The 13734-nt window shown below is 44.6% G+C and carries 11 protein-coding genes; 8 read left to right on the top strand and 3 right to left on the bottom strand.

Annotation, left to right across the window (positions count from 1 at the left end; all coding sequences use genetic code 11):
- Nucleotides 1-100: 100 nt before the first annotated feature.
- The 5 genes from K2225_RS10355 to K2225_RS10335 all read left to right on the top strand — a co-directional run bounded on the left by K2225_RS10355 (nucleotide 101) and on the right by K2225_RS10335 (nucleotide 5976).
- On the top strand, nucleotides 101-1801 hold the full coding sequence (locus tag K2225_RS10355) for an ABC transporter ATP-binding protein (RefSeq protein WP_220584663.1): 1701 nt from the start codon (nucleotides 101-103) through the stop codon (nucleotides 1799-1801).
- Complete coding sequence (locus K2225_RS10350; RefSeq protein ID WP_255574390.1) at nucleotides 1801-3618, top strand: ABC transporter ATP-binding protein; 1818 nt, start codon at nucleotides 1801-1803, stop codon at nucleotides 3616-3618. The genes K2225_RS10355 and K2225_RS10350 overlap by 1 nt, the downstream gene beginning before the upstream one ends.
- A 55-nt stretch (nucleotides 3619-3673) precedes the next feature.
- Complete coding sequence (locus K2225_RS10345) at nucleotides 3674-4576, top strand: vanadium-dependent haloperoxidase (RefSeq protein WP_220584662.1); 903 nt, start codon at nucleotides 3674-3676, stop codon at nucleotides 4574-4576.
- 223 nt (nucleotides 4577-4799) lie between these two features.
- The gene (locus K2225_RS10340) at nucleotides 4800-5255 is read left to right on the top strand and encodes a cupredoxin domain-containing protein (RefSeq protein ID WP_220584661.1); all 456 of its coding nucleotides are present in this window, start codon (nucleotides 4800-4802) and stop codon (nucleotides 5253-5255) included.
- Between the two features lie 67 nt (nucleotides 5256-5322).
- Nucleotides 5323-5976, top strand: coding sequence for a LysE family translocator (locus K2225_RS10335; protein WP_220584660.1), 654 nt, complete (start codon nucleotides 5323-5325; stop codon nucleotides 5974-5976).
- Between the two features lie 131 nt (nucleotides 5977-6107).
- Here K2225_RS10335 and K2225_RS10330 read toward each other — a convergent pair whose 3' ends face one another.
- The gene (locus K2225_RS10330; protein ID WP_220584659.1) at nucleotides 6108-7664 is read right to left on the bottom strand and encodes a PTS transporter subunit EIIC; all 1557 of its coding nucleotides are present in this window, start codon (nucleotides 7662-7664) and stop codon (nucleotides 6108-6110) included.
- Nucleotides 7665-7742: 78 nt separating this feature from the next.
- Nucleotides 7743-9095, bottom strand: a complete 1353-nt coding sequence (locus K2225_RS10325) for a 6-phospho-alpha-glucosidase (protein ID WP_115894096.1) — start codon at nucleotides 9093-9095, stop codon at nucleotides 7743-7745.
- A 215-nt stretch (nucleotides 9096-9310) separates the two neighbouring features.
- On the opposite strand from K2225_RS10325, the gene K2225_RS10320 reads away from it, so the two are divergent.
- Nucleotides 9311-10021, top strand: coding sequence for a GntR family transcriptional regulator (locus tag K2225_RS10320; RefSeq protein WP_220584658.1), 711 nt, complete (start codon nucleotides 9311-9313; stop codon nucleotides 10019-10021).
- 269 nt (nucleotides 10022-10290) lie between these two features.
- On the opposite strand, the gene K2225_RS10315 is transcribed toward K2225_RS10320, so the two are convergent.
- Nucleotides 10291-10752 carry a GNAT family N-acetyltransferase gene (locus K2225_RS10315; RefSeq protein ID WP_220584657.1) on the bottom strand — a complete coding sequence of 154 codons (462 nt, stop codon included), beginning with the start codon at nucleotides 10750-10752 and terminating at the stop codon, nucleotides 10291-10293.
- Nucleotides 10753-10948: 196 nt separating this feature from the next.
- Between K2225_RS10315 and K2225_RS10310 the strand changes: the two genes are divergently transcribed.
- Nucleotides 10949-12256 carry a lysine N(6)-hydroxylase/L-ornithine N(5)-oxygenase family protein gene (locus tag K2225_RS10310; RefSeq protein WP_220584656.1) on the top strand — a complete coding sequence of 436 codons (1308 nt, stop codon included), beginning with the start codon at nucleotides 10949-10951 and terminating at the stop codon, nucleotides 12254-12256.
- 435 nt (nucleotides 12257-12691) lie between these two features.
- On the top strand, nucleotides 12692-13729 hold the full coding sequence (gene argC, locus K2225_RS10305) for an N-acetyl-gamma-glutamyl-phosphate reductase (RefSeq protein WP_220584655.1): 1038 nt from the start codon (nucleotides 12692-12694) through the stop codon (nucleotides 13727-13729).
- The last annotated feature ends 5 nt before the right edge of the window (nucleotides 13730-13734 follow it).

The raw sequence follows: 13734 nt of genomic DNA, 5'->3' as shown, positions 1-13734 counted from the left end.
TTGATTCTCAAACCATGCATGAACATCATCTTTTTAACAATGAATATTTTTCCTATTTGTATAACGGGTCATATATTGACACACGTTTGGAGGATTTTGTATGCGTGCCATTTTTTCTTATACCCTTCCCTATAAAAGGTCTGCATCGATTGCCCTTTTTCTTATGTTCATAGAATTATTGGTTGAACTTTCCCAGCCGATCCTGATGGCCAAAATCATCGATGATGGAATCATTGCTGAAGACTTTAACGCTGTTTTGTTATGGGGTGGTGTGCTTTTAGGGCTATCGTTGCTCGCCTTTACCGCAGGTGTGACCAACTCTTTCTTTGCTGCCGATTTGAGTCAGGGGGTCGGTTATGACCTGAGGGAAGATCTATTTTCAAAAGTCCAGAAGTTTTCGGATCGTCATTTCCAGGCCGTCACCACACCAAGCTTGGTCACGAGGATCACCAATGATGTGATTCAAATTCAGAACTTATTATTTATGTTTGTAAGAATCGGACTCAGGGCTCCACTTTTCATCATTTTTGCTTTAGTGATGGCTTTTACAATTGATGTGGAACTTGCCCTCTTTTTACTGGGTAGTGTACCTGTGTTTTTATTATTCTTATTCTTCCTTCTTACAAAAGGGATCAAGTGGTTTAAGGAGGTTCAGCATAAACTTGATAGACTTAATACGATTATTAGGGAAAATATAGCCGGAATCCGCTTAATTAAAGGATTTAATAGAAAAGAGCATGAAGAGGAGAGATTTCAAAAGGCGAATGAATCATTGGTTCTTCAAAGTAAAAAAGCATTGTGGCTCATGGAAGTGGCTATGCCTGTCGTCATGCTGGGGATGAATATCGTCATTTTGGTCCTCCTCTTGGTTGGTGCAAAAATACTCAGCAGTGCAGGTGTAGAAGCTGGAGAACTGGTCGCCATGATCAACTACGCGACAAGGATTTTATTTACCTTTTCTGTTTTTACATTTCTAATCATGGTCATTTCGCGAGGACAAGCCTCGGCGGATAGAATTGCAGACGTACTCAACCAATCCACGGAAATGAGCGCTTCAGGTAAAGGGAAAGAACTGGACGGTGCGGTCCGCTTTCACAATGTTTCTCTTGAAAGAGAGGGGTACAAAGTGCTGGAGAACCTGAACTTCCATGCAAGGCCTGGATCCACTGTCGGTATTATTGGGGAAACAGGTTCCGGGAAAACCTCTTTGCTCCATTTAATACCCCGATTATATGAAAAAAATGCGGGTCAACTCTTTCTGGATGGAGTGGAAATCGAAAGTCTCGAAGTGAAAAACATAAGAAAACAAATCAGCCTGGTCCCCCAAGATGTTCATTTGTTTTCAGGTACGGTAAGGGAAAACATCGCCTGGGGCAAGAAAGATGCGACGCTGGAAGAGATTGAGGCAGCGGCCAAACAGGCGCAAATTCACGACTTTATTACGAACTTGCCAAAGGGTTATGATACGCAAATCGGACAGAAAGGAATGGTCTTCTCCGGTGGTCAGAAACAGCGTCTTTCCATCGCTCGTGCACTTGTGAGGAAGCCGAGGATTTTGATTCTGGATGATAGTACGAGTGCACTGGATGCCCATACGGAGAGGAGACTTCTACGGACTCTTGAGGAACAACCATCTACCGTGTTTCTTGTTGCTCAAAAAGTGAGTTCAATCCAAAAGGCAGATCTCATCCTGATTCTTCACCGGGGAGAAATCATCGCTCAGGGCACTCATGATCAACTGCTTCAGCGAAGTGAATATTACGCGGAAATCCATCAATCTCAACAAGAGGGGGTGACGTAATGAGTAGGAGTACTAAACCGAGAATGGGTCACCCTCATGGGATTGGTTCAAAACCACCGAAAGTTGAAAATATCGGAGGCACACTTTATAGGATATGGAGTTACATGGCGGAGGAAAGAGTGAGGTTCATCATCGTACTAGCTGCGATTCTAATCAGTTCCTCTTTATCCCTGCTGGGCCCTTACCTTCTAGGGATGACCGTCGATCTAATCATAGAGAATCCTGAATCGGATACCCTTCTGGCCATGCTGGGCAGCTTACTTCTTGTCTACTTGTTTCATTCACTTTTTCTCTGGCTGCAAAATTATTGGATGATCGGAATTGCTCAAAATGCGGTTCGGTCGATGAGGTCCCATCTATTTACACATGTACAGTTGCTGCCTGTTCTCTTCTTTCAAAAAATGCAGCAGGGGGAGTTAATGAGCAGGCTTACCAACGATATTGAAAACGTAAGTCGAACCTTAAATACCGCTGTCGTACAATTTGTTACAAGTTTTTTGACCATTACCGGTACCTTAATCATTATGTTCTGGTTAAGTCCGATGCTTACACTCCTGACATTGACCATCATTCCAGTCATGTACTTTGGGATGAAATGGATTACAAACCGAACCGGCCCCTATTTTAAAAAGCAGCAAAAGGACCTTGGTGAAGTAAACGGCTATGTAGAGGAGATGTTCTCTGGGCAGCCGATCATCAAAATGTTTTCCAAAGAGGAAGATGTGATTGATGAGTTCAGAGAAAAAAATAAAGCATTAAGGCAATCCGGATACTATGCGCAAGTGTACACAGGCTTTATTCCGAAGTTGATGAACATGCTGAATAATGTAAGCTTCGCTATCATCGTTGGAGCAGGGGGGCTGCTTGCGCTTAATGGCGCTGTATCCATTGGAATGATCGTTACGTTTACAACCTATTCCCGTCAGTTTACTCGCCCGTTAAACGATCTGGCCAACCAATTCAACATGATCCTCTCAGCAGTAGCAGGCGCAGACAGGGTGTTTCAAGTCATTGATGAAAAAGAAGAACGCCTGGACGAAAAAAATGCACAAAATGTGTCAAAAATTAAGGGGGATGTTCGTTTTGAGCATGTCGATTTCTCTTATGAAGAAGACCAGCAGACCCTTTCGGACATCACATTTGAAGCGAGAGCTGGACAAACGGTGGCGCTTGTAGGTCCTACAGGCGCAGGAAAAACGACAATTATATCTTTACTGTCACGATTCTACGACCCGGACTCAGGTCGGGTTCTGGTTGATGGTGTGGACTTGAAAAGCGTGAAGAGAGACAGTCTGAGGAGCCGGATGGGGGTCGTCCTCCAAGATGCCACTATGTTTCACACCACTATACGGGAAAACATCCGTTATGGAAGACTGGACGCCACAGATCTTGAGGTTGAAAGTGCCGCCAAGTCAGCAAGAGCCCACGATTTCATCATTCAGTTGCCTAATGGTTACGATACTATTCTTGATTCAGATGGAAAAGGGGCGAGTCATGGGCAAAGACAGTTGTTGTCCATTGCTCGAGCTATGATTGCGGACCCATCATTGCTTATTTTAGATGAAGCGACAAGCAGCATTGATACGGTCACAGAAATGAAAATCAATGCCGGTCTCACCAACTTGATGGAAAGGCGGACAAGTTTCGTGATTGCCCACCGGCTTCACACGATTCGAGCAGCCGATCTCATCCTTGTCTTGAAGGGTGGGAAGATCGTTGAAAAAGGAAACCACCGCACGCTCATGGATGAAGGGGGAGAATATGCTGCTCTTATTCAAGCTCAAAAATCCAATGCGACTGTAAAAGGGTACGGATAAGTCTTACACCTCCGCCCACTTTCCGGCATAAGATGAGGGAAAGGGAGGGGTGACCATGTCACAAAATCAACCATATCCTTACTGGACCGACTTGCCTTACGCCGGCGAGAGCCGCCCGCCATTAACGAACGAAGGGGTAGAGTTTGAAGCAGGGAAATGGAAAACCTATTTTATCGAACATAGCCGCCGGTACGGGTTCAAGACGTTGGATGGAAGCCCGATTCGATTAGCGATCAAAGATCCAAAGACCATTGACTGGCTTAGGGAATTGAAGGTAGTCAAAGAAACATTAGCCCATTTAACACCTGATCAAAGGAGGATTGCTGTGTACTGGGGGGAGGGGCCGGCGTCAAAACAATGGACCCCTATTGTTGACCGCTTGATAGATACTTATGGAGTGGAAGCCCCAAGAGCCGCCCGGATCATAGGAGCGGTTTTTAGCGGCATGAATGATGCCTTTGTCGTTTGCTGGTCGTTAAAATACCTCTGGCTCGTCCCGCGGCCCAATCAGTTGGACCCGGATATGCGCACCGTCATCTGTACACCGAAACACCCATCCTATCCGTCCGGACACGCAACCATCTCCGGGGCTGCGGAAGTGATTCTTAGTTATTTTTTCCCGGCCGAAAGAAGAAAGCTTAGGGAAATGGCTGAAGAAAACGCACAGTCAAGACTGTTCGCCGGTGTCCACTACCCAGTGGATAATAACGAAGGGTTACGACTGGGGCGACAAATCGGCCGGATCGTTGTAGAAGAGTTGAAAAAAGATCAGATAGAAGGCCAGCCACTCGACCGTCCATTTACAGAATATCGAAATGCAGATATCTTTCCATCTGACTACAGGCAGGTTATTCCGTTTCGATACGAACAAAAATGCGGATCCTTGCTTCTTGGCTCAGATGAAAGTGAAGAATCTTCATCCTTCCATGAATGGATTGATCCTAAAATATTTTACTAACGAAAAGAACCACGCCCCAGGCGTGGTTCTTTTCGTTCAGGATTATCGTGTACCTCCTCGAACCTTGTCCTGTTGGGTCTCAACATGCCCGACCCCATCTCTCCCCCACCAAAATCTCTTGACTCAGTCTTTCACAATCATAACCTTTCCTTTAAAAAGTAGACAAGTTTTCAGTGGTTCTATGCATATAGATGTACTAACGAAACAATAGGAGGGGTATGGCGTGGATGCATGGATACTGTCTGCAAGGAAAATCGGCCTGCTTTTAGGGGCTATTGTTATTGCTTTTGCCGCTTACTACATCGGGAGCTTTTTCTGGAAAGGAGCCATCTCGACCTCAACAGAACCTGTGAATGGAGAACCACGGGTCATCAACCTGGTGACAGGGGAATTCAAAGCAGAAACAGCAGATGGAAAAGAAATTGAAGCTTACCGTTGGGATCCGGGAACAATCTTTGTGGAGAAAGATGAACCATTTAAATTAAGCATTTATGGAGTGAATGGAAAAGAACATCCTTTTTACATTGAAGGTACGGATGTGAAAGGCGTAGTGGAGCAGGGGAAAGAGACGGTCTTAGACCTTCAATTCAAGAAGGAAGGTATTTACCGGCTCATCTGCTCAACCCATTCTGAAATTGCTTCTGATGGTCCGATGATTGCATACATCGTTGTGGATTAAACGGTAAAGAGGGACCGGCTTACTCGCCCCTCTTTTTCAGTCCTTTTGTACAAAAGGGGGGGAGCATTTGATTGTCTTAGTTGTCAGTTCTATTGTACTCGGATTATCCATCGCTGCACCTGTCGGACCTATTAATATAGAAATAATGAGGAGAGGGCTCGCTTTTGGGTTTTGGCCTGCTTTTTGTGTGGGGCTAGGAGGGATGTCTTCTGATTTGTTGTTGATGGCGGCTATGTTTTTTGGGATCGGTGTTTTTCTGACATGGACGTGGGTGCAGGTTGCATTGATGCTCATCGGTTGTCTCGTATTAGTACACGCGGGTTGGACGAGTCTCCGTTCCAAAGAGGAGTGGAGGTTGGAGGAAGGTCGTGAAAGACGGGGACATAAAGGTGAAGCTCTCCTCTCCTACATAAGAGGTATGATCATTGCTGGGACAAATCCTATGAATTTGTTGTTCTGGATCAGTATTTATGGTTCCGTTTTGAGCGGGGCTTTACAAGAAGAGAATATGTTCCGGTCGTTTATCATCAGTTCTATGGTTTTTCTGGGGATTGGTTTGTGGAATGCGAACTTAGCTTTTTTCGTGCATTTCGGGAGGTACGTTGTCCATTCTAGGCTATTGAAGTGGATTCAAGGAGTTGCCAGTCTCGTTCTGATTTACTATGGACTTAAATTTGGGTGGATCGGAATAAGTACCCTCTTCAAGAACTTTCCCACCTAATGAAGACAGATTCCATTGTGATGATTCAAGTATAGGGAGCTGGTCTGAAGTTATAAAGCTATAATATAACGTGCAAAAGGAGTCCCTGATGGATAGGGACTCCTTTTTAGGTGTTTAATCAGACGATTATTTTAAGAAGCATTGGATTCTTTGATGATGCGGTTGATTTCATTTTTATAAAGATCAGAGCGGCCGCCGAAGATGGCCTGGATGTTGTGATCCACTTTAACGACACCTGCAGCTCCGAGTTCTTTCAACCGATCTTCATTGATCTGACCTACTTCAGAAACTTCGACGCGTAATCTTGTGAAGCAAGCGTCGACGTGCTTTAAGTTTGATTCTCCACCAAGAGCTTCCATGATGGCAGCGGCTGTTTCTTTCGTTTGACTACCTTTGCCGCCTTTTTTCTGCTCGTTGAAGTCTTTACGTGTGTAGAGCTTGTTCTCCTGTCCTCCTCGACCTGGTGTAGCGAGGTCCCATTTTTTGATGGCAAAGGAGAAAGAGAAATAATAGATGACGAAGAATACAGCACCTGCGACAAGGTTCATCCACCAGTTCCCTGTTCCAGGCAAAGCGTTTACCAGGATGAAGTCGATCAACCCGGAACCGCCTGCCCATCCCAGATGAACATCAAGCATGTACATGACGGCAAATGAAATACCGGCAAGAAATGCGTGGAAAACGAACAACAGTGGAGCAACAAATAAGAATGTGAATTCAATTGGCTCTGTGATTCCTGTCAAGAAGGCTGTACCTGCAGCAGCAATGAGCATTCCTTTCACGACAGGCTGATTCTTTTTATCTGCGCGTCGGTACATGGCAAGCGCAGCTCCCAGAAGTCCGAACATGATGACAGGGAATTTACCTGCCATAAAGCGTCCCGCTGTAACTTCGACACCTTCTGCAATCTGTGCGAGGAAGATGTATTGGTCACCAGATACGGCGCTTCCAGCTACTTCAGCCGTCCCGCCTAGAGAGGTCCATAGGAACGGAGCATACCAGATGTGGTGCAGGCCTGTTGGGATCAACGCACGTTCTAAGAATCCGTAAAGACCGATGTATAACGGGTTTGTCGCACCGTTCGCAATGACGTTTGCAACTGCATTGATGCCCCCTTGAATCGGTGGCCAAACGACCATCATAGCGAGTGCAAGGAAAATGGACGAGAAGACCATGGCAATCCCAACTGAGCGGTCACCGGCAAAGAAGCCGAGAACTTCGGGAGGGTCGAACTCATGGAACTTGTTATAAATCCAAACGGCTAATAGTCCGACAACAATTCCGCCAAGGACACCCGTTTCCAAAGTCGGAATTCCGAGGGCCATGCCATATTCCCCGCTTTCGCTGACCATTTCAGGGGTGATTCCTAAAGCGAAGGAGATGGTTTTGTTCATAATGATGTAACCGAGTAGTGCTGCTAACGCGGCAATCCCCGATCCACCTGTTAAGCCGATGGCAACACCGATGGCGAAGATAACAGCCAGGTTGTTAAAGATGCTTATTCCAATATCTGACATTCCGTTACCAATGAGTTGAATGATGTCATTTTGTAGAAAAGTGAGTGTATCAGCGAGTGGTCCTGTCAACGCAGCTCCAAGCCCGAGCAAAATTCCGGCAGCAGGGAGCAAGGCGACGGGAACCATCAGTGACTTTCCGAACTTCTGTAAGCTTCCAAAGTATTTCTTCACTTCTGATCCTCCTTTATAGGGAAACGCTTTCTTGTTTGAGATAGAGGAGACCCCGGAATGGGCCGGGGTTCCATTGAGTTACTTCGATGTCACAAGCTGTTTGCTGGCATGTAATTCAGGCCAGTACTGCTGGTTCGCTTCAATCATGTCATCTAGGATTTTGCGGGCACGAGGGGCGTCTACGACTGTACGGTTCAACGTCAAGGCCTGGAGTGCTTTTTCGTAGCTGTTCTCATAATACGCATCAACGACAAGCTTCTCATACGCAAGCTGTCCTTCAATCAATCCTTTATAGAAAGTTGAAATGTTTCCGACTGCGAATGGCTTCGGTCCACGGTTTGTAATCATCGCAGGAACTTCAACCATTGCATCGTCTGGAAGGTTGGCAATCGTGCCATTGTTTTCAACCATGACGATGAAGATGTCGCCATTATTGTAAGCCATGGATGCGGCGACGCGAATCATGTAACGACCGTGGATATCTACTTCAAGTTCAACATTTTCCGTTGTATCATCTGCAATGATTTGATCGGCCAATGTGTGGACACGTTTTTCACGACCATTGATGACTTGACGGGCCCGTGTATTCGTCACATCTTCTTTTTCCACCATTTGAGAAGGATAGAGGTAGTATTGCAAGTACGTGTTTGGCAGATATTCAGGGAAGTCTGTCACCATTTGCTCCACCTGTTTGAACGTTTTGATCCAGGAAGGGTCGTTGGCGATCTCTGCATCTTCAGGAATAAAGCCGTCCTCTGTGATGGCACGTTTGATCGTGTCCGTGTGATCGTTTCCGTCCTTATCTAGAATTTTCGTGAACCAGCCGAAGTGGTTCAGGCCGAAGTATTCAGGGACAAGGTCGAAGACATCTTTTCCAAGGATCCCTGCGTAGCTGACCATAATTGCTGCCGGCATATCGCAAATATTCAAAAGCTTTTTATCTTCCGGGAACTCACGGCGCAGAGCTTCTGCAACAATCGCTGCCGGGTTCGTGTAGTTTAAGATCCAGGCATCTGGAGAATAATGACGGATATCGTTGACGAGATCGATCATATCTCCAATGGAGCGCAGTCCGTATGCCATTCCACCCGGTCCGCACGTTTCCTGACCGACGGCTCCATGGTTTAGAGGGATTTGCTCGTCCTGCTCGCGCATCGCGAGACCCCCTGTGCGAATCTGAACGAAAACAAAATCTGCATTTGTAAGAGCTTCTTCTTTATCCGTTGTGTAGTGGAAGCTTTCAAGTTCAGGGTACTTTTCTCGAAGGATAATTTCTGATGCCTTCGCAATTTTTTCCTGTCGCTCTGCGTTCGTATCATAAAAGGTAATCGTTTTCAAAGGAAACTGCTCTTTTTCTGCTACAAGACTCATAATCATACCGATTGTGTACGTGCTGCCGCCACCGACGACGACAAGGTTTTGTTTTTTCATATTGTAGACCTCCAGTAAAGGTATTAGATTTGTTTTATTTTTAACTTAATATGAATATAATACATATTATTGAAAGCGTCAACATTTGTATCGTATTTTTTGCAACATTTCGTTATAATGATGGGTAGAGGTAGGTATTGACTTGGTTGGAAGTGTGGGGATGGGACGCCATATCCCTACATCACACAGGTCATTAGTAATAGGAGGAATAAAGAATGGCTGCACCTTTGTATCGTAGAATCGCTCAACAAATCAAAGAGGAAATCCAGTCGGGTATATGGAAAGAAGGAGAAGCGATCCCAACAGAAATGCATTTGTCAGAAAGGTATGAGGCATCTAGAGTGACGGTTAGACAGGCCATTAAAGGTCTGGTCGAAGAGGGACTTCTCGAGAAGGTACAAGGGAGTGGTACTTATGTAAAAGAGCAGAAGATTGAACACAACATCTTCGAACTTTTGAGTTTCACCGAAGAAATGAGAAGTTTAAATAAAGAACCCGTAAACAAAATCCTGCATTTTGAATTGAAAGAAGCAGATGATCATGTAAAACGAATGCTTAAACTTTCCGAGGGGGAAAAGGTTTTTTACGTACGCCGTCAAAGGCTTGTAGATGATGTTCCCTATGTAGTGGAGGATACGTATCTGCCTGTTTCCATGTTTCCTAATCTCTCCTATGGAATCATGACCGGTTCGAAATACGATTATATAGAAAAAGAAGTGGGGATGAAGATTAAAGACAGTTTCCAGGAAGTTATTCCAGTCCTGCCCTCACCAGATATTGCAGAAGCACTTACTGTGGAGACATCTATGCCGATCCTTAAAATCCAGTCATACAGTGTTTTTAGTGATGGAACGATCTTTGAATATAGTGAAAATCATTTCAAGAGTGATGAATACAAGTTCACACTCAGGGCTTCAAGACCATGAAGATTTTATGGAAAGCACAGGGGATTTAACTCCTGTGCTTTTTTTGTTTCTTCCAAATTAAATCGTGTACAAACCACTGGTAAGGAGTCTTTCCTTAATTTTGAAGTCACTCTTCCAAAATGTTTAACCCCTGGAGGACCGGGGGAGCCCGTTGTTAAAGAGGAGGAGAGGTAATATGGAGCATCGAATTACGCATGACAACATGGATCAAGCACTGAAAAAACTAGAAGATGATGATGACTTCTAACTGTTTTGCATTTAGTTCCATATTAGGGGGTTAGAGGTCTGCGGAAATAAACCATGTCCATTCCTCTTATACCATTTTCATAAAAAGGTTCCGAGTATTGCAGAAAGAAATCATGGTGGATTTCATGGAACCGGAAACCAGCTTTCTGGTAAAAGGCTAAGTTTTCAATACTGGAATTAGAAGTTCCGACGAACATTTCTTTGTACCCGTTCCTATGAAAAAGTGAACAGGATATGTCGATGACTTGTTTCCCAAATCCTTTTCCTTGATAGGCTTTTTGTAGCGCAAAGTTCTTGATCTCAACCGTGTGCTCTCCAGGGAACACGAACAAACACACACCAATATGGATATCATCCATGTGAATGGTATAAAACGAACCATCATTGATATAGCTCTCAATAATGGTTTCCGATTCATCAGCTAGCAGAAGATCTGCCATGAAACGGCGACGGTCTTTCGTTTCCACCAGATGAATAGGACTCATAGGTTCCTCCTCCTTCCTGTTCGGCTATTATCGTAAGGATGTGGATATGATAACATAAGGGTAGTACATCCTTTTCAGAAATCGGACATTTTTCTGAAAAGACATCATCTTTGGAGTGGAAAAGCTCAGGGTGATTTATGGGGATAGAAGATTCCCACAAACATTTGAGGAACGTAACATAAAGGAGTCGTCGATGATGGAACAACGAGAAAAGATCTATGATTTGATCGGTGTAGGTGTAGGACCTTTTAATTTGAGTCTGGCTGCTCTGCTGGATGAAATAGAGGATGTCGAACCCCTTTTCTTTGAACAGCATAGTGCTTTTGACTGGCATCCAGGAATGTTGATTGAAGGGACAAAAATGCAAGTTCCTTTTATCGCTGATTTGGTGACGATGGCGGATCCGACGAACAAATACAGCTTTTTGAACTACATCAGCAAAAATGAGCGGATGTATCAGTTTTACTTCTTGCAGCGGCTCGACATCCCGAGAAGAGAGTATAATGACTACTGCCAATGGGTAGCTCGACAGCTCGACAGCTGCCGATTTGGAAAAAGAGTCACGAATATAAAACATTACAAAGATAACGAAGAGCTTTTCGAAGTAGAAGTGATGAATGTAGAAAATGGAGAAACAGAAGTTTACCGTACGAAGAACTTAGTGATGGGAACCGGAAGTGTGCCGGTCATGCCAGGCACATTCCAAGATGCTCCTTCTGAAGACGTTTTCCACACAGCAGATTTCCTGCCGAACCAGGACCGCTGCCGGAAAGCGGAATCGATTACGGTGGTCGGCTCCGGCCAAAGTGCTGCCGAAACTTTCCGCGAACTTCTGAAAGAACAACGTGATTGTGGTTATCGACTTGATTGGATTACACGCTCGGCGAGTTTTGAGTCGATGGAAGAATCGAAACTAAGCCTCGAGCACTTTTCACCGGACTATGTGAATTATTTTTACCAGCTTCCACAAAAGCAAAAAGATGAAATCTTCGCCAATCAGGGCCTCTATTATAAAGGAATCAGCAACCATACAATCAATGATATTTACAACCTCCTTTACGAGTATTCGGTCGGGCGAGAAGATCTGAATGTCGGACTGCAGGTGCTTAGTGAAGTGAAGGATGTCCGTCCAAAAGCGGATGGTGGCTATGAACTCGAATGTTACCACTATCAGAAAAAGGAAACGTTCACGCATCAAACGGATCTTGTGATTGCAGCAACGGGCTATAAGCCTTATGTTCCGGACTTTGTCCATCACTTGGAAGACTTTCTTGTATGGGATGAAGAAGGAAGATATAAGGTGACCGCAGATTATCGGCTTGTCACGACGGAAGAGACAGCCAATGAAATTTATGTACACAGTGGGATTTCCCATACCCACGGCGTAGGTTCCACTAACCTTGGATTGTCGATCCACCGGAATAAAGTGATCATCAACCACCTTGTGGGACGCGAAGTTTTCCCAATGAACGAAAAAAACATTTTCCAGTCCTTCAACGTCTGAAAATCATTTCCCCCAGCCATTCACGGCTGGGGGTTTTTTGTATGCTTTCGGGGTGTTTGAAAGCTGAACAGTAAAGGGAGTGAGCTTTTTCCTCATGCGAAACTTGATACTTCGTATGTAAGGGAAGGGAGCTTCTATAGGAGTCAATAGCGGAGGGGGTACTGTTGATAATGTGTATAAAATTGTGCATATGTTAATAAAAGCAGATAGGGGGAATGAGGAAGGCCATTTATTCACATGTGGATAAGTCGCCATTCTTTATATCTTTTCACAATCTGATCTCCATAGGGGTTGTTGAGACTATGCAGTGTATACATTAAGAATCTGTAAAACTAACAAATTGTGATGGTAATCTATTGACATCTGCTTCCTAAGGGTTAATAATATTGTAAATATACAGATGAAATAATAAATATACATAGAGGTGGATTCAGAGTGAAAGCAGGGATCGTAGGTGCGACCGGGTACGGCGGAATTGAATTGCTCCGCTTATTAACAAATCATCCACAAGTTAAAGCGATAACCTTATATTCATCTTCCCAGGCAGGGGAGAAATTTGAAGACATTTACCCTCAATTTCAAGGGGAAGAATCTTATGTGTTACATGATTTAATTCCGGAGCAGATGAGGAATGATTTGGACGTCATTTTCCTTGCGACTCCATCCGGGGTTTCTAGTAAATTGACACCCCAACTGCAGGGTGGTCCTGCAAAGGTCATTGACCTTTCTGGCGATTTAAGAATTAAAGAGTCTGGATCGTATGAACAATGGTACAAAAAAGAAGCAGCACCTGATGAGACGCTTGATGCTGCCGTCTACGGGCTCCCGGAGTGGAATCAGGAGCGAATAGAAAAGGCAGACCTTATTGCCAATCCAGGGTGCTATCCAACAGCGACATTACTTGGTTTGGGACCACTAGTCAAAGAAGGCTTGGTGAAGCCTGACTCAATCGTAATTGACGCGAAGTCAGGGGTGTCAGGGGCTGGGAAAAATCCAAACCCGATTACCCATTTTGCTCATACCCAGGAGAATTTTCAAATCTATAAAGTGAATCAACACCAGCACATTCCGGAAATTGAACAACAACTATCCATCTGGGACGATCAAATAGAGCCCGTTACTTTTTCCACACACCTCGTTCCGATGACAAGAGGGATTATGGCGACTATCTATCTTCAGTTAAAAGAAGAGATGAGTGAAGAAGACTTGAGGCAGAAGTTTAAGAGCTACTATGAATCACAACCTTTCGTCAGGGTCCGGGAAGCAGACGGGTTTCCATGTACGAAAGATGTGTATGGTTCTAATTTCTGTGACATCGGCCTTACGATTGATGCCCGCACGAAGCGGGTCACCATTGTAAGTGTCATTGATAACTTAATGAAAGGGGCGGCCAGTCAGGCAGTCCAAAATATGAATCTTGTATTCCAATATGATGAAAGAACAGGGCTTGCACCATTGCCTGTTTATCCTTAATGAAG

Source organism: Halobacillus sp. Nhm2S1 (genome assembly GCF_019599545.1).
Lineage (GTDB): Bacteria > Bacillota > Bacilli > Bacillales > Halobacillaceae > Halobacillus.
The sequence above is the reverse complement of the archived record's forward strand: the minus strand, read 5'-3'. Positions and strand labels throughout refer to the sequence as shown.

Bases quoted from the DNA above. Each gene is read 5' to 3' on its own strand.
- K2225_RS10355 (WP_220584663.1), top strand. From the start codon at position 101: ATGCGTGCCATTTTTTCTTATACCCTTCCCTATAAAAGGTCTGCATCG.
- K2225_RS10350 (WP_255574390.1), top strand. From the start codon at position 1,801: ATGAGTAGGAGTACTAAACCGAGAATGGGTCACCCTCATGGGATTGGT.
- K2225_RS10345 (WP_220584662.1), top strand. From the start codon at position 3,674: ATGTCACAAAATCAACCATATCCTTACTGGACCGACTTGCCTTACGCC.
- K2225_RS10325 (WP_115894096.1), bottom strand. From the start codon at position 9,095: ATGAAAAAACAAAACCTTGTCGTCGTCGGTGGCGGCAGCACGTACACA.
- K2225_RS10320 (WP_220584658.1), top strand. From the start codon at position 9,311: ATGGCTGCACCTTTGTATCGTAGAATCGCTCAACAAATCAAAGAGGAA.
- K2225_RS10315 (WP_220584657.1), bottom strand. From the start codon at position 10,752: ATGAGTCCTATTCATCTGGTGGAAACGAAAGACCGTCGCCGTTTCATG.
- K2225_RS10310 (WP_220584656.1), top strand. From the start codon at position 10,949: ATGGAACAACGAGAAAAGATCTATGATTTGATCGGTGTAGGTGTAGGA.